At 76.1% G+C, this 18,186-nt stretch carries 3 protein-coding genes; all 3 read left to right on the top strand.

The window, feature by feature from the left end; genetic code table 11:
• Positions 1-20: 20 nt before the first annotated feature.
• Genes FOF52_RS09015 through FOF52_RS08990 form a run of 3 tightly spaced genes read left to right on the top strand, consistent with a single transcriptional unit; the run spans position 21 to position 18,136 of the window.
• Positions 21-10,895: a non-ribosomal peptide synthetase gene (locus tag FOF52_RS09015; protein WP_282573983.1), complete on the top strand. Its 10,875-nt coding sequence runs from the start codon at positions 21-23 to the stop codon at positions 10,893-10,895.
• Positions 10,892-14,113, top strand: coding sequence for an amino acid adenylation domain-containing protein (locus FOF52_RS08995; protein WP_248593376.1), 3,222 nt, complete (start codon positions 10,892-10,894; stop codon positions 14,111-14,113). The genes FOF52_RS09015 and FOF52_RS08995 overlap by 4 nt, the downstream gene beginning before the upstream one ends.
• Positions 14,114-14,140: 27 nt before the next feature.
• The gene (locus FOF52_RS08990; protein WP_248593375.1) at positions 14,141-18,136 is read left to right on the top strand and encodes a non-ribosomal peptide synthetase; all 3,996 of its coding nucleotides are present in this window, start codon (positions 14,141-14,143) and stop codon (positions 18,134-18,136) included.
• Positions 18,137-18,186: the final 50 nt, after the last annotated feature.

The following is an 18,186-nucleotide window of genomic DNA, read 5'->3' as shown; positions in this document are numbered from 1 at the left end:
GCCCGAAGGAGCGGTATCCGATGCCGGACACCCCCACCACCCGGCTGCCCCTCACCGGGGCGCAGGCCGGAGTCTGGTACGCCCAGCGGATCGAACCGGACAGCCCGGTCTTCAACGTCGGCCAGTACACCGACATCCCCACCGCGGTCGACACCGACCGGTTCACCCGGGCCGTGGCGGCCGTGGTCCGCGACAGCGACGCGCTGCGGTCCCGGCCGGTGGACGTCGACGGCGACGCCGTGCAGGAGGTCGCCGCCGACGGCACGGTCCCGGTGGACGTGCGCGACCTCACCGCAGCGGCCGACCCCGAGCACGCCGCCGTCGAGTGGATGCGCCGCGACATGGCGGTCCCGGCCGACCCGGGCGCGGGCGACCCGCTGGTCCGCTACGCCCTGCTGCGCGTGGGGGAGCGCCGCTGGTTCTGGTACCAGCGCTACCACCACATCCTCGTCGACGCCTACGCGGTCACCCTCCTGGCGCGGCGCGTCGCCGAGGTCTACACCGCCCTGGGCCGGGGCCAGCAGCCGCCGCCGTCCCGCTTCGGAACGCTCGCCGACGTCGTCGCGGACGAGACCGCCTACGCCGCCTCGCCGCGCTGCGCGGCCGACCGCGCCCACTGGGCGGAGCTGCTGGGCGACGGCTCCGAGCCGGCGCTGCTGTCGCAGGAGCCGCCGGCCCCCCACGCCGGGGCGCTGCGCGACCGCGCCGCCCTCGGCGCCGACGTGTTCGCCGGACTGGCGGCGCTGGGCGAACGCACCGGCGCCACCTGGGCGGAGGCGGTGATCGCCGGCTACGCCGCCTACGTGCACCGGATGACCGGCGCCGACGACGTGGTGCTGGGCTCGCCCGTGATGGGACGGCTGGGCACCGCGGCGCTGCGCACCCCGGCGATGGTGGTCAACGTGCTGCCGCTGCGGCTGCGCGTCCGCCCCGGCGACACCGTCGAGCAGGTCGTCTCCGCCACCGCGGCCGTCCTGCGCGACCTGCGCGCCCACCAGCGCTACCGCGCCGAGTGGCTCCGCCGCGACCTGGCCGCACTCGGCTCGGACCGGATGCTGTTCGGACCGGAGATCAACGTCAAGGTGTTCGACTACGCCCTCTCCTTCGACGGGACGGCCGCGACCACGGTCACCCTGTCGGAGGGACCGGTCGACGACCTGGCGCTGTCGGTCTACCGCGCCCCGGACGGCGGACTGCTGCTGGAGGCCAACGCCAACGAGCACCGCTACGACACCGCCGCCGTGCGCGCCCGACTGGCCGAGATCGTCCGCCTGCTGCGGAGCGCGGCCGCGGCCGCGCCGCACACCCCCGTGGCCGCCCTCGACCTCGCCGGAACCGACACGGGAGTGCACGCGACACCCCCGGCCGAGCACAACCCCCCGCCCGTGACCCGACTGCTGGCCCGCCTGGCCGACGACGACCCCGACGCCACCGCCGTGGTCGCCGACGGCCGCCGCGTCAGCCGCGCCGAACTCCTCGACCGCGTCGACCGGATGGCCCGGCTGCTGCGGGAGCGGGGCGTCGGACCGGAGCGGACGGTGGCGCTGGCCCTGCCGCGCTCGCTCGACCTGCTCGTGGCGCTGTTCGCGGTACTGCGCGCGGGCGGGGCGTACGTGCACCTGGACGCCGCGCACCCCGCCGAGCGGCTCGCGCACGTCGTCGCCGACACCCGGCCCACGGCCGTGCTCACCCGCCCGGACTTCGGCGCGGCACTGCCCGACCCGGGCAACGCCCGCGTCGTCGACCTCGCCGACCCGGCCGTACGGGCCCGCCTGGCGGAGCTCGCGGACGCCGACGCACCGCCGCTGCCCGAGCCCTGGCCGGACAGCGCGGCCTACGTCATCCACACCTCCGGCACCACCGGCCGCCCCAAGGGAGTGGTCGTCGAGCACCGGGCCCTGGCCAACCTCGCCGCCGCGCAGCGCCGCCTCCTGTTCGGCGGGGCCGAGGGGCGGCTGCGCCTGGCCCACACCGGCTCCTTCGGGTTCGACGCCTCCTGGGAGCCGCTGCTGGGCCTGCTGCACGGCCACGAACTGCACCTGCTGGGCGAGGAGCACGTCCACGACCACGCCCGCCTCGGCGCCTACGTCGCCGAGCACGGCATCGACCACCTCGACTCCACCCCCACCTACCTGCGCGGCCTGCTGGACTCCGGGCAGTTGCGGCACGTGCCGCAACTGCTCAGCTTCGGCGGCGAGGCCTGCCCCGACGAGCTGTGGCACACCCTGCGCTCCCTGCCCGGCACCCGCGCGCTCAACTACTACGGCCCCACCGAGAACACCGTCGACGCGCTGGCCGCCGACGTCGCCGACAGCGACACGCCCACCGTGGGCCGACCCCTGCCCGGCGTGGCGATCCGCGTCCTGGACGGCGCACTGCGCCCGGTGCCGGTGGGCGTGCCCGGCGAGCTGTACCTGGCCGGGGCGCAACTGGCGCGCGGCTACGCCGACCGCCCCGGCCTGACCGCGCAGCGGTTCGTCGCCGACCCCCACGGCGCCCCCGGCGACCGCATGTACCGCACCGGGGACCGGGTGCGGCTGCGCCCCGACGGACAGGTCGACTACCTCGGCCGCACCGACACCCAGGTGCAGGTGCGCGGCTTCCGCGTGGAGGTGGAGGAGGTCGAGGCCGCCGCCGAGACCCACCCCGACGTGGCCCGCTGCGCGGTCGCGGCGCACACCGCGGCCTCGGGCGCGGTACGGCTCACCGCCTACGCCGTGCCGCGCGACGGCCGTACCCCCAACCCCGAACAGGTCCGCGCCCACCTCGCCGAACGCCTGCCCGGGTACATGGTGCCCGCGGCCGTCGTCCTCCTCGACCACCTGCCGGTGACCACCGGCGGCAAACTCGACCGGCGCGCCCTGCCCGACCCCGGGGAGCACACCGACGCCGGCCGCGGAGCGGCGGCCACCCCCCGGCAGCGGACGCTGCTGGCGCTGTTCCGCGAGGTCCTCGGCCACGGCACGGCCGGCGTCCACGACGACTTCTTCCGCCTCGGCGGGGACAGCATCACCGCCATCCAACTGGTCAACCGGGCCCGCTCCGCGGGGCTGGCGCTGCGCGTCCGCGACGTCTTCGACCGGCCCACCGTCGCCCGGCTGGCCGCCGTCGCCGTCCCGTCCACCGGCGCCGGCGACACCGCCGACGACCCGGTCGGCGACCTGACCCCCACCCCCCTCATGGCCGACCTGCTCGACCGGGGCGCCCCCAGCCCCCGCTTCACCCAGACGCAGGTCCTGAGCGTCCCGGCCGGACTCACCGAGGACGTGCTCGCCGACGCCCTGGCCGCGCTCGTCCGCCACCACGACGCGCTGCGGCTGCGCGCCACCGGAACGGCCCTGGAGATCCTCGGCGCCGACGCCGTCCCCGACGACCTGCTGCACCGCGTCGACGCCGCCGGCCTGGACGACACCGCGGTGAGCGAGGCGGTCCACGCGCAGACCGCGGCCGCCGCCGACCGCATCGACCTGTCCCGGGGACGCACCCTGGCCGCCGTCTGGTTCGACCGCGGACCGCACCGCCCGGGCCGTCTCCTGCTGCGCGTCCACCACCTCGCCGTGGACGGCGTCTCCTGGCGCATCCTCGGCCCCGACCTGCGCGCCGCCGTCGAGGCCCGCACCCAGGACCGGCCCGTGGCGCTGGAGCCGGCGGGCACGTCGCTGCGCCGCTGGACCCGGCTGCTCGCGGAGGAGGCGCGCCGCCCCGAACGCGCCGCCGAACTCGACCACTGGCGGAGCACCGTCGACCCCGCCGCCCACCGCCCCCTCGGCCGCCGCCCGCTGGGGGACGCCGACACCGTCGCCGTGCGCCGCCGCACCGAACAGACCCTGCCCGCCGACCTGTCGGCGGCGGTCCTCACCGGGATCGGCCCGGCCCTGGGCGCCGGAGTGGAGGAGGTGCTGCTGACCGCGCTGGCCGTGGCCGCCACCCGGCTGCGGACGCGGCGCGGCGAACCCGACGGCGGCGTGCTCGTCGAGGTCGAGGGGCACGGCCGCCGCGAACTGGCCGTCCCCGCCGACGTCTCGCGCACCGTCGGCTGGTTCACCACCGCCCACCCGGTCCGCCTCGCCCCCGGACGCACGGCCGACGCCGGGCGGGCCCTCGCCCTCGTCAAGGAGACCCTGCGATCGGTGCCCGGCGACGGGCTCGGCTACGGCCTGCTGCGCCGCCTCAACCCCGACACCGCGCCTGCCCTCGCCGACGCGGCCCGCCCCGACGTCCTCTTCAACTACCTGGGACGCTTCGGCACCCCGGCGGAGACCCCGTGGGAGGTCGTCCCCGACACGGCGGACCTCGCCCTGGACGAGGACCCCGCCCAGCGGCTCACCCACGGTCTGGAGGTCGGCGTCCTCGCCCGCGAGACCCTGCGGGGCCCCGAACTGTCCGTCACCTGGCGGTGGGCCGACGGCGTCCACGACACCGACGAGGTCGCCGGTCTCGCCGAGGAGTTCACCGCGGCGCTGCGGGCCCTCGCCGAACACGCCGCCGACCCCGGCGTGTGCACCCTCACCCCCTCCGACGTGCCGCTGGTCGACCTCGACCAGGCGCGCATCGACCGGGTCGCGCGCGCCTGGGCCGAGCGCGCCGACGTCGCCCGCCCCCGCGTCGTCGACCTGTGGCCGCCCACCCCGCTCCAGGCCGGGCTCGTCTTCCACAGCCTCTACGACGGCGGCCGCGACGCCTACACCACCCAGTCCTGCACCGAGGTCAGCGGGCCGCTGGACGCGGACCGGCTGCGCGGCGCCGCCGCCGAACTGCTGCGCCGCCACCCCTCGCTGCGCGTCGGCTTCTGGAGCGACGGCGCCGACCCCGTGCAGTTCGTGCCCGAGGAGGTGGCGCTGCGCTGGCGCACCGTCGACCTGACCGGGCTCGACCCCGCCGCACAGGAGGCCCGCTGCGCGGCGGAACGCGCCGCGCAGCGGGCGGAGCGCTTCGACCTCGCCCACCCGCCGCTGATCCGCTTCGTCCTGCTGCGGCTGGCCCCCGACCGCCACCGGCTGGTCGTCACCGACCACCACACGCTGCTGGACGGCTGGTCCACCCCGCTGTTCCTGCGGGAACTGTTCACCCTGTACGCCGACCCGGCCGCCCCCCGGCCCACCGCGACCTTCCGCGACCACCTGGCGTGGCTGGCGGCCCGGGACACCGACGCCGCCGACCGCGCCTGGCGCGACGAACTCGCCGGCCTGCCCGGCCCCCTCCTGCTGGCCCCCGACGCCGACCCGCACGGCGCGGACACCCCCCAGGAGGAGCTGCTCGCCGAACTGGACGAGGCGGACAGCACCCGGCTGGCCGAAACCGCCCGGTCGCTGGGGGTGACCGTCAACACCGTCGTGCAGGCGGCGTGGGGACTGCTGCTGGCCGGCCTCACCGGACGCGACGACGTGGTGTTCGGCGCGACCGTCTCCGGCCGCCCCGCCGAACTGGACGGCGTGGAGCACATCCTCGGCCTGTTCAGCAACACCGTCGCGGTGCGCGTGCGCGCCCACCCCGCCCGCACGGTCGCCGACCTCCTCACCGACCTGCAACGCCGCCAGGCCGCACTCGCCGAGCACCACCACGTCGGCCTGACCCGGCTGCAGGAGATCGCCGGCGCCGCGCCGCTGTTCGACACGCTGCTGGTGTTCGAGAACTTCCCCCACCGCGACTCCCTGGCCGCCGAGGACTACGCGGGGGCGCGGCTGCGCGACGTCGAGGTCGAGGACGCCACCCACTACCCGGTCTCCGTCAACGTGTTCCCCGGGCAGCGGCTGCGGCTGCGGCTGTGCCACCGGCCCGACGCGGTCTCCGCCGCACAGGCCGCCGAACTGCTGGAACGCTTCCGCACCGTTCTGGTCCGCATCGGCGCTGATCCGGGTGGTCGGGTGTCGGGAGTGGAGGTGCTGTCGGGGCGGGAGCGGCGTCGGCTGCTGCGGGAGTGGAACGCCACCGGCCGGGAGGTGACCGCGTCGGAGCCGGCGGAGGCGGTGGCTGTCTGGGCGGGTCGTACGCCGGATGCGGTGGCGGTGCGGTGTGGCGGGGTCGAGTGGTCCTATGCCCGGTTGGGGGCGGAGGTCGACCGGTTGGCGCGGCTGCTGGTGACACGCCGGGTGCGTCCGGGCCAGGTGGTGGCGGTGGCGTTGCCGAGGGTGCCGGAGCTGGTGGCCGCTCTGGTGGCGGTGCAGCGGGTGGGCGGGGTGTACCTGCCGTTGGACCCGGAGTTTCCCGCCGAACGCCTCACCCACATGCTCACCGACTCCCGGGCCGTGCTCCTGGTGGCCACCGCCGAGACGGCGGCACGCCACGGCGCGGACGTGCCCGTGCTGCTGCTGGAGGACACCGCCGAGGCCCCCGACGCGGTGCTGCCCGCGGGGCTCCCCGCGGACCGGGCGGCCTACGTCCTGTACACGTCGGGGTCGACGGGGCGGCCCAAGGGCGTGGTGGTGTCGCAGCGCAACCTGGCGAACGTCCTCACCGACATGGCCGAACGGGTCCCGTTGGCGCCGGGGGACCGGTGGCTGGCGGTGACCACGGTCAGCTTCGACATCTCCGCGTTGGAGCTGTACCTGCCGCTGCTGGCCGGGGCGACCGTGGTGCTGGCCGACGCCGACACCGTCCGCGACCCCGGGAACCTCGCCGAACTGGTCCGCTCCAGCGGCGCCACCGTCATGCAGGCCACCCCCACCCTGTGGCAGCTGCTCACCGAACACGCCCCGGACGCGATCACCGGACTGCGGGTGCTGGTCGGCGGCGAGGCGGTGCCCGCCCCGCTCGCGGACCTGCTCGCCCGCCGCACCACCGCCGCCCACAACGTCTACGGCCCCACCGAGACCACCATCTGGTCCACCGCGGCCCTCCTGCGCCCGGACGAGCCCGTCACCATCGGTGGGCCGATGGCGAACACGCGGGTGTACGTGCTGGACGGGGGACTGCGTCCGGTGCCGCCGGGGGTGGCCGGGGAGCTCTACATCGCCGGTGAGGGCGTGGCCCTGGGCTACCACGGCCGGTTCGGGCTGAGTGCGGAGCGGTTCGTGGCCGACCCGTTCGGGCCTCCGGGGTCGCGTATGTACCGCACCGGTGACCTGGCACGGTGGCGGGAGGACGGGCGGCTGGACTTCCTGGGCCGCTCCGACTTCCAGGTCAAGATCCGCGGGTTCCGCGTGGAACTCGGCGAGATCGAAACCGCCCTGCTGCACCAGCCCGGCGTCGCCCAGGCGGTCGTCGCCGCCCGTGAGGACACCCCCGGCGACCAGCGGCTCGTCGGCTACGTCGTGCCCGGCCCGGACGGCGACCCCGACCCGGCCGTGCTGCGCGCCGCCCTCGCCGAGACCCTGCCCGCCTCCATGGTGCCCGCCGCCGTGGTCGTGCTCGACGCACTGCCGCTGACCGCCAACGGCAAGGTCGACCGCGCCGCGCTGCCCGCCCCCGACCCCGCCGCCGGGGCCCCCGACACCGGACGCGAACCCGCCACCGCGCACGAGGAGATCACCTGCCAGGTCTTCGCCGAAGTGCTCGGGCTGGGGAAGGTCGCCGCCGACGCTGACTTCTTCGCCCTAGGCGGCCACTCCCTGCTCGCCACCCGAGCCGTGGCCCGGCTGCGCGCCCTGCTCGGCGCCGACGTCGGCGTCCGCGACCTGTTCGAGGCGCCCACCCCGGCCGCGTTCGCGCGCCGCCTCACCACCGCGGCCGACCACCGGCCCGTCGTGACCCGGCGCGCAGCGGGGGAACCTCCCGTGCTCTCCCACGCCCAGCGGCGGCTCTGGCTCATCGAACAGGTCCACCAGACCCGCGGCGCCTACAACGTGCCGCTGGCCGTCCACGTCGCCGACCCACTCGACCTCGACGTGCTCCGCGCCGCAGTGCGCGACCTGGTCGAACGCCACGAAGTGCTGCGCACCCTCGTCAGACCGGGCGCGGACGGCCCCGAACCGGTGCTGCTGCCCGCGGCGGAGGCGCCCGTCGACGTCGCCGCCGTGCACGCCACCGGCCCCGTGGCGGACCTCCTCGCCGACCTCACCGCCGAACCCTTCGACCTGGCCGCCCAGATCCCGATCCGGGTCCGCCTGGTCACCGGCGCATCCGTCGACGGCTGCGTGCTGCACCTCGTCTGCCACCACACCGCCGCCGACGAGTGGTCGTTCGGCCCGCTGCTGCGCGACCTCGACACCGCCTACCGGGCACGCGCGGCGGGACACGCCCCCGACTGGGCCCCGCTGCCCGCCCAGTACGCCGACTACGCGGCCACGCTGCACGCCTGGCTCGGCGACGCCGAAGACCCCGACAGCCCGCTGTGCCGCCAACTCGACCACTGGCAGCAGGCCCTGCGCGACCTGCCCGACGAACTCGCCCTGCCCACCGACCGGTCCCGGCCGCCCACGGCCAGCCACCGCGGCGGACTGGTCCAGGTCGACCTCGACCCCGACCTGGCCGAAGCGGTACGCCGCCTCGCCGCCGAGCACGGCGTCACCGTCTTCATGGTGGTCCAGGCCGCCGTGGCGGTCCTGCTGCACCGGCTCGGCGCGGGCGACGACATCCCGCTGGGCAGCCCGGTCGCCGACCGCGCCGACGAGGCCGTCCACGACGCCGTCGGCTTCTTCCTCAACACGCTGGTGCTGCGCGTGGACCTGTCCGGCGACCCCGACTTCGCCGCACTGCTGGACCGGGTCCGCGCCGTGGACCTGGCGGCCTTCGCCCACGCCGACGCGCCCTTCGACGCCATGGTCGACCGGCTCAGGCCCGCCCGGTCGGTGAGCCGCCACCCGCTGTTCCAGACGATGGTCTCCCACCAGCGCCGCCCGGCCGGCACCGACCGCCTGTTCGGCTCGGCCACCCGGCTCGTGGAGACCCCGCTGGACACCGCCAAGTTCGACCTGGAGTTCGCGTTCGTCGAGGACGCGCACGGCGGCACGCGCATCGCCCTCAACTACGCGGCCGACCTGTTCGACCACGCCGGAGCCGAGCGGCTGGCCGAACGCCTGCTGCTGGTCCTGGAGCACGTCTGCGCTGATCCGGGTGGTCGGGTGTCGGGGGTGGAGGTGCTGTCGGGGCGGGAGCGGCGTCGGCTGCTGCGGGAGTGGAACGCCACCGGCCGGGAGGTGACCGCGTCGGAGCCGGCGGAGGCGGTGGCTGTCTGGGCGGGTCGTACGCCGGATGCGGTGGCGGTGCGGTGTGGCGGGGTCGAGTGGTCCTATGCCCGGTTGGGGGCGGAGGTCGACCGGTTGGCGCGGCTGCTGGTGACACGCCGGGTGCGTCCGGGCCAGGTGGTGGCGGTGGCGTTGCCGAGGGTGCCGGAGCTGGTGGCCGCTCTGGTGGCGGTGCAGCGGGTGGGCGGGGTGTACCTGCCGTTGGACCCGGAGTTTCCCGCCGAACGCCTCACCCACATGCTCACCGACTCGGACGCGGTCGTCCTGCTGACCACGCGCACCCTGGCGAAGACCCTGCCCGCGGAGACGGAGAGGCTCCTCGTCGACGACCCGGACCTGCGGCCCGACCCCGCGGCCGCACTGCCGGAGCGTCTTCCGGCCGGGCGGGCGGCCTACGTCCTGTACACGTCGGGGTCGACGGGGCGGCCCAAGGGCGTGGTGGTGTCGCAGCGCAACCTGGCGAACGTCCTCACCGACATGGCCGAACGGGTCCCCCTCACCGGAAGCGACCGGTGGCTGGCGGTGACCACGGTCAGCTTCGACATCTCCGCGTTGGAGCTGTACCTGCCGCTGCTGGCCGGGGCGACCGTGGTGCTGGCCGACGCCGACACCGTCCGCGACCCGGCCGCGCTGGCCGGCCTCATGGCGGCCGAGGATCCCACGGTCATGCAGGCCACCCCCACCCTGTGGCAGATGCTCGCCGACACCGATCCCCGGGCGCTGCGCGGCCTGCGGGTGCTGGTGGGCGGCGAGGCGCTGCCCGCCGCCCTCGCCGACACCCTGGCCGCCCACGCGGAGACGGTCACCAACGTCTACGGCCCCACCGAGACCACCATCTGGTCCACCGCAGACCGGGTGGACGCGGGTGAACCGGTCACCATCGGCGGGCCGATGGCGAACACGCGGGTGTACGTGCTGGACGGGGGACTGCGTCCGGTGCCGCCGGGGGTGGCCGGGGAGCTCTACATCGCCGGTGAGGGCGTGGCCCTGGGCTACCACGGCCGGTTCGGGCTGAGTGCGGAGCGGTTCGTGGCCGACCCGTTCGGGCCTCCGGGGTCGCGTATGTACCGCACCGGTGACCTGGCACGGTGGCGGGAGGACGGGCGGCTGGACTTCCTGGGCCGCTCCGACTTCCAGGTCAAGATCCGCGGGTTCCGCGTGGAACTCGGCGAGATCGAAACCGCGCTGTCCCGCGTCGACGGCGTCGCCCAGGCCGTGGTGGTCGCCCGCGACGACGGCTCCGGCCACCAGCGCCTCGTCGGCTACGCGGTGGCCACCCGCCCCCTCGACTCCGCCGACCTGCGCGCCGCCCTCGCCGAGACCCTGCCCGCCCACCTGGTGCCGTCCGCGTTCGTGCTGCTCGACGCACTGCCGCTGACCGCCAACGGCAAGGTCGACCGCGCCGCGCTGCCCGCCCCCGACCCCGCCGCCGGGGCCCCCGACACCGGACGCGAACCCGCCACCGAGGCCGAGGCAGCGCTGTGCGCCGTCTACGCCGAGGTGCTGGGCTTGGAGAAGGTGGGCGCCGACGCCGACTTCTTCGCCCTCGGCGGGGACAGCGTCCTGTCGCTGCGCCTGGTCAACGGCGCCCGCCGCGCCGGCTGGGAGATCACCGGACAGCAGGTCTTCCAGAACCCCGTCGTCGCCGCGCTCGCCGCACTCGCCCGACCCCTGGCCGAGGAGGAACCGCAACCGGCACCGGCCGAACCGCTGGTCTCCCTCGACGCCACCCAACTGGACCAGCTCGAATCACTGTGGAGGAGACGGCGTTGACCCAGGACCACACCGCCATCAGCGAGGTACTCCCGCTCGGCCCGCTCCAGGAGGGGCTGCTGTTCCACCACGCCATGGCCGGAACAGCCGGGGACGTCTACGCCGTCCAGTGCCGCATCACCCTGCACGGCCGGCTGGACCGCGGCCGGCTGCGCCGGGCCGCCCAGGCGCTGCTGCGCCGCCACCCCAACCTGCGCGCCGGGTTCGCCCACGAGGGACTGGACCAGCCCGTGCAGTTCGTGCCCGCCGCCGCCGACGCCGAGTGGAGCGAGACCGACGCGGACGGGGCCGATGGAGTCCCGGCCGCCGCCGTACGGGTCGCCGACCGCGAACTGGCCCGGGGGTTCGACCTGACCGCGCCGCCGCTGCTCCGCTTCGCCCTCGTCGCCGGCGACACCGAGCACGTCCTCGTGGTGACCGCCCACCACATCCTGCTGGACGGCTGGTCGCTGCCGCTGCTCGTGGACGAGCTGTGCGCACTCTACTCCCGCGGCGGCGACGAGACCCGCCTGCCGCCCGCCCCCGCCTACCGCGACCACCTGGCCTGGCTCGCCCGCCTGGACCCCGGCGCCGCCGAGGAGGCGTGGCGCGCGGCCCTGGCCGGCCTGCCCGGCCCCTGCCTGGTCGCCCCCGGACGGCCGGGCGGCACCCGGCCGCCGCGGCGCCTGACCCGCCCGCTCGGCGCGGACCTCAGCGCGCGGCTGCGCCAGACCGCCCGGACCCACCGGGTCACCCCCAACACCCTGTTCCAGGCGGCGTGGGCCCTCACCCTGGCCGCCCGCACCGGAGGCGACGACGTGGTCTTCGGCCAGCCCGTCTCCGGCCGCGCCCCCGAGGTGGCCGGCTCCGAGGCGATGATCGGCCTGTTCACCAACACCCTGCCGGTGCGGGTGCGCCTGGACACGGGCGAGACGGCGGCCGCGCTGCTGCGGCGGCTCCACGGCGAACAGGCCGCCCTGGTCGACCACCACGCGCCGGGCCTGGCCGCCGTGCAGCGCGCCGCGGGCGGCGGGGAGCTCTTCGACACCCTGCTGGTGGTGGAGAGCTTCCCGGTGGACCGCTCCCGCCACACCGCCGACCACGCGGGCCTGCGGGTCGCCGACGTCGAGGTGCGCGACGCCACCCACTACCCGCTGGCGCTGGTGGTGCTGCCGGAGCAGGAGGTGGTGCTCCGACTCGACCACGACCCCGACCGCGTCGCGGCCGAGGACGCCGAGCGGGTCCTCGACCTGGTCGTGCGTGTCCTCACGCAGCTCGCCGACGCCCCCGAGCGGCCCCTGCACGCCCTGGACCTGCTCGGGCAGCGGGAACGCGCCGCCCTCGCCGCACACAACGCCACCGCCCGCCCGGTGGCCGTCCCCACCCTCACCGCGCTGCTCGACGCCGCCGGGAGGACCCACGCCGACCGGGTGGCCGTCATCGCCGACGACGCCCGCCTCACCTACCGCGACCTGCACGAGCGGGCCGGACGCATCGCCGCGCTGCTCGACGCGCGCGGAATCGGCGCGGGCGACGTGGTGGCGGTGGCGCTGCCCCGCTCCGCGGAACTGGTGGCCGCGCTGCTGGGCGTGCTGCGCACCGGCGCCGCCTACCTGCCGCTGGACCTGGACCACCCCCCGGCACGGCTGGCCGGCATGGCCGGACGCGCCCGCGCCGCGGCCGTCCTGACCTGCCGGGAGGCGCTGCCGCACCTGGACGGGGCCCTGCCCGACCCCGTGGTGCTGGACGACCCCGGGGTCCGCGCCCGCCTGGCCGCGCTGGAGGCGGCCCCGACCGCCGGCGTCCACCCCGACCAGCTCGCCTACACCATCTTCACCTCCGGCTCCACCGGCGAGCCCAAGGGCGTGGGGGTGACGCACCGGGCCATCGCCAACCGGGTGCAGTGGATGCAGCACACCTACCGGCTCACCCCCGACGACCGGGTGGCGCAGAAGACCCCCGCCGGGTTCGACGTGTCGGTGTGGGAGTTCTTCTGGCCGCTCACCGCCGGCGCGGCCCTGGTCGTGGCCCGCCCCGGCGGGCACCGCGACCCCGCCTACCTCGCGGCCCTGTTCGCCGAGCACCGGGTGAGCGTCTGCCACTTCGTGCCGTCCCTGCTGCGCGCCTTCCTCGACGAGCCCACCGCCGGCCGCGCCGCCGGCCTGCGCCTGGTGGTCGCCAGCGGGGAGGCGCTCGACGCCGACCTGGCCCGCGCGTTCGCCCGCGTCCTGCCCGGCACCCGCCTGGACAACCTGTACGGCCCCACCGAGGCGGCCGTGGACGTCACCTGCCACCCGGTGCTCGGCGCGGACGCCGAACCGCTCGGCCGGACCGTGCCCATCGGCCGTCCGGTGTGGAACACCGAACTGCACGTGCTGGACGCGGCGCTGCGTCCGCTGCCGGCCGGCGCGGTCGGCGAACTGTACCTGGGCGGCGTGCAGCTGGCCCGCGGCTACGTCGGCCGTCCCGACCTGACCGCCGCCCGGTTCGTCGCCAACCCCGTCGGCGCGCCCGGCTCCCGCCTGTACCGCACCGGCGACCTGGTGCGCCGCCGCGCCGACGGGGCGGTGGAGTACCTGGGCCGCACCGACGACCAGGTGAAGCTCAACGGGGTGCGGCTGGAACTCGGCGAGGTCGAGGCCGCGCTGCGCGCCCGCCCCGGGGTCGCCGACGCCGCAGCGGCGGTGCGGAGCGCGCCCGCCGGGGGCGTTCGCCTGGTCGGCTACGTCGTCCCCGACGGCGCGCCTCCCGCCGCCGAGGAGCTGCGCAGCGGGCTCGCCGCCGTGCTGCCCGCCGCGCTGGTCCCCGCCGTGTTCGTGGTCCTCGACGCGCTGCCGCTGAGCGTCAGCGGCAAACTCGACCGCGCCGCGCTGCCCGACCCCGCGCCGCAGGAGCCGGACGGGGGACGCGCCCCGCGCACCCCGGCCGAGACCGCGCTGTGCACGGCCTTCGCCGAGGTGCTCGGCCTGGACCGGGTGGACGCCGACGCCGACTTCTTCGCCCTGGGCGGCGACAGCGTCTCCTCACTGCGCCTGGTCGGCCGCCTGGTGCGCGACGGCCTCGACCTGACCGTGCGCGACGTGTTCACCCACCGCACCCCCGAACGGCTGGCCGCGGCGGCACGCCCCGCCGCCCCGCCCGACCCCGCCCTCCGGGAACCGGAGGGCGACGAGTTCGCCGGTCTGATGAGCCCCGACGAGTTCGCCGACCTCGCGCAGGCCTGGCGCGAGCAGGACTGACCCGACCCCGCAGGAGGAGAGACGACCATGACCACCGCAGCCGCGGACTCCCGGGAGATCCAGGAGGTCCTCCCGCTCGCCCCCCTCCAGGAGGGGCTGCTCTACCACGCCACGGTCGACGAGTGGCAGCTCGACGTCTACACCGTGCAGAACGTCTTCACCTTCTCCCGCAGGGTGGACGCCGCCGCGCTGCGCGCCGCCGCCGACGCCCTGCTGCGCCGCCACCCCGCGCTGCGCGCCGGAATCTGGTACGAGGGCGTGGAACGCCCCGTCCAGTTCGTGCCCCGCGAACTGTCCGCGGCCTGGCGCGAGGTGGACCTGTCGCACCTGGACGCGGCCGAGGCGCACCGCCGCCTCGACCGGCTCCGCGTGGAGCAGCGGGAGCGCCGCTTCGACCTGACCCGCCCGCCGCTCCTCCGCCACGTCCTGGTGCGCCTGCCCGCCGACCGCGACGCCCTGGTGCTGACCTTCCACCACATCGTCATGGACGGCTGGTCGGGGGAGCGGTACAACGCCGAGCTGATGGAGGTGTACCGCAACGGCGGCGACCCGTCCTGCCTGCCGGAGCCCCGCCCCTACCGCGACTACCTGGTGTGGCTGTCGAAGCAGGACCACGCCGCCGCGCTGGAGGCGTGGCGGCGCGCCCTGGACGGCGTGACGGAGGGCACCCTGGTCGCGCCGTCCGCCGACGGCGGCGACGGCGCGGTCATGCCCCGCACGGTGGACGCCGTCGTCGGCACCGCCCTGCTGGACCGGGTGACCGCGCTGGCCAGGACCACCGGCGTCACCGTCAACACGGTGCTGATGACGGCGTGGAGCCTGGTGCTGCGCTCTCGCACCGGCGGCGACGACATCGTCTTCGGCAGCACCGTCTCCGGCCGCCCGCCCGAGATCGACGGCGTGGAGTCGATCGTCGGGGTGTTCTTCAACACCGTCCCGGTGCGCGTGCGGATCCGCCCCGGCGAACCGGTCGCCGACCTGCTCCGCCGCGTCCAGGCCGAACAGGCCGACCTGCTGCCCCACCACCACGTGGGCCTGGCCGACATCCAGCGGGCGCTCGGCGGCCAGCGCCTCTTCGACACCCTGTACGTGCTGCGCAACCTGCCCTACGACGACGAGGGCTACCAGCGGATCCGGGAGGCCACCGGCCTGGAGTCGGTCACCGGCGTCGACGCCACCCACTACCCGCTGACGCTGGTCGCCCAGCCCGGCGAGGAGTTCCGGCTCAGCCTCGCCTACCGCGGCGACGTCGTCGCCGAGCAGGAGGCCCGCACCCTGTTCGACCGGTTCCGGCACCTGCTGGAGCAGGTCACCGCGGCCCCGGAGCGGCCGGTGGCGGCCCTGGATGTCCTGTCGGAGGCCGAACGCGCGGCGCTGGCGGCCGCGCACGGCGACACCGCGCGCGCCCTGCCCGACCAGAGCCTGGTGGAGCTGTTCGAGGAGTCGGCGCGGAAGTGGCCGGACCGCACCGCGCTGGTGGCCCGCGACGCGACGCTCACCTTCGCCGAACTCAACGGACGCGCCAACCGGCTGGCCCGCCTGCTGCTGGAGCGCGGCGTGGGGCCGGAGGTGCCGGTGGCGATCGCCCTGCCCCGCTCCAGCGACTGGGTGGTGGCCCTGTTCGCGGTGCTCAAGGCGGGCGCCGCCTACGTGCCCCTGGACCTGGAGCACCCGCCCGGGCGGCTGCGCATGATGCTCGACGACGCCGCGCCCGCGCTCACCGTCACCGGTACGGCCGTGCGCGACCGGCTGCCCGCCGGCGGCGCTCCGCTGCTGGTGCTGGACGACCCCGCGACGCGCGCCGAGCTCGCCCGCATGGCCGGCACCGACCCCGGAGACGCCGACCGGCCCGTTCCGGCGCGCGGCGACCACCTCGCCTACACCATCTTCACCTCCGGCTCCACCGGCCGCCCCAAGGGCGTGCAGATCCCCGCCCGCGGACTGGTGAACATGCTGGTCAACCACCGCGAGACGATCTTCGGGCCGGTGGTGGAGGCGCTGGGCGGCCGGGTGCTGCGCGTGGCGCACACCGTGTCGTTCTCCTTCGACATGTCGTGGGAGGAGCTGCTGTGGCTGGTCGACGGCCACGAGGTGCACCTGCTCGACGAGGAGCTGCGCCGCGACTCCGACCGGCTGGTCGACTACTGCCGCCGCCACGCGGTCGACGTGGTCAACGTCACCCCGTCCTACTGCGGGCAGCTGGTCGAGGACGGGCTGCTCGACCCCGGACGGCACCGGCCCGCCCTGGTGCTGCTGGGCGGGGAGGCGGTCAGCGACACCGTGTGGCGGGCGCTGCGCGACGCCGACGGCGTCCTCGGCTACAACCTGTACGGGCCCACCGAGTACACCATCAACACCCTCGGCGGCGGCACCGACGACAGCGAGACCCCCACGGTGGGCGGGCCCATCGCCAACACCCGGGTGTACGTGCTGGACTCCGCGCTGCGGCCGGTCGCGCCGGGGACCCCCGGCGAGCTGTACGTGTCCGGGGTGGGGCTGGCCCGCGGGTACGCGGGGCGGGCCGGGCTGACCGCCGAACGGTTCGTCGCCGACCCGTTCGGGGAGCCGGGGGCGCGCATGTACCGCACCGGCGACCTGGTGCGGTGGGACTCCCACGGCCGCCTCGACTACCTGGGACGCGTCGACGACCAGGTCAAGATCCGCGGTGTGCGCGTGGAGCCCGCCGAGGTCGCTGCCGCCCTGGAGGAGTACCCGGAGGTGGCCCAGGCCGCGGTGGTGGTCCGCGAGGACGCCCCCGGACGCCGGCAGCTGGTCGGCTACCTGGTGCCCGCCGCGGGGGCGCGCACCGACCCCGCGGCGCTGCGCCGCGGCCTGGCGGACGTGCTGCCCGCCGCGATGGTCCCCGCCCACCTGGTGGAGCTGGAGCGGCTTCCGCTGACCGTCAACGGCAAGCTGGACCGCGCCGCGCTGCCCGCGCCCGCCGCCCCCGAACGCGGCGGCCGCGGCCCCCGCGACGACACCGACCGGCAGCTGTGCGCGCACTTCGCCGCGGTCCTGGGGGTCGACGGGGTCGGCATCGACGACGACTTCTACGAACTGGGCGGCCACTCGCTGCTGGCGATGCGGCTGGCTGGACGCCTCCGCAGGCGCATGGGGGTGCGCGTGGGCGCGGGAACGCTGCTGGCCGCGCCCACCGTGGCGCGGCTGCGCGAGTACCTGGAGACCGAGCGCCGCGACGACCTGCTGGCCACCGTGCTGCGGCTGCGCGAGGGCGGACGCAGGCCCCCGCTGTTCTGCTTCCACCCGGCCAGCGGGTTCGCCTGGTCCTACGCCGCCCTGGCGCCGTTTGTGGACCGGGAGCGCCCCCTGGTGGGCGTCCAGTTCCCCGGACTGCGCGGGGAGGAGGTGCCGCAGAGCATGGAGGAGCTGGTCGAGCTGTACGCCCGCCACGTGCGCCGGGTGCAGCCGCACGGCCCCTACCACCTGGTGGGCTGGTCGTTCGGCGGGCAGGTCGCGCACGCCCTGGCCACCCTGCTGCAGGCCGAGGGGGAGCGGGTGCCGTTCCTGGCGCTGCTGGACACCTACCCCACCGACGCGGCGGAGGTGCGCGCGGCCGGGGGCGTCCCCGACGCGCAGGAGGCCGAGCAGGAGGCGCTGGAGTTTTTGCTGTCCAGTTCCCAGCGGGAGCTGCCGAGCCGGCTGAGCAGGCCGTACCGGCGCGAGGAGGTGGTGGAGTTCCTGCGCGACAGCGACGGCGTGTGGGCCGAGTTCGACGCGGACACCATCGACCGGGTGGTGCGGGCCCGCGGGTACACGATGGAGGTCATGTACCGGGCGCGCTACCGCGTCTACGACGGGGACCTGCACTTCTTCACCGCCGCCGCGGACCGCGACCCGGACGGCGGGATCAGCGCGCGGCTGTGGCGCAGGTACGTCACCGGCGAAGTGGTCGACCACGAGGTCGACTGCGGGCACAACGACCTGACGGGGCCGGCGGCGCTGTCGGTGGTCGGGCCGCTGCTGGAGGAGGCGCTGCGGCGCGCCGAGGGCCGGTCCGCATAGGTCCCCGAGAACGTCACGATACGGACACAGCCGATCGGGAAAGTCAGGAA

The organism is Thermobifida alba, assembly GCF_023208015.1.
In the GTDB taxonomy this organism is placed as follows: domain Bacteria; phylum Actinomycetota; class Actinomycetes; order Streptosporangiales; family Streptosporangiaceae; genus Thermobifida; species Thermobifida alba.
The sequence above is the reverse complement of the archived record's forward strand: the minus strand, read 5'-3'. Positions and strand labels throughout refer to the sequence as shown.

Coding starts and splice junctions, on each gene's coding strand:
- FOF52_RS09015 (WP_282573983.1), top strand. CDS start 21: ATGCCGGACACCCCCACCACCCGGCTGCCCCTCACCGGGGCGCAGGCC.
- FOF52_RS08990 (WP_248593375.1), top strand. CDS start 14,141: ATGACCACCGCAGCCGCGGACTCCCGGGAGATCCAGGAGGTCCTCCCG.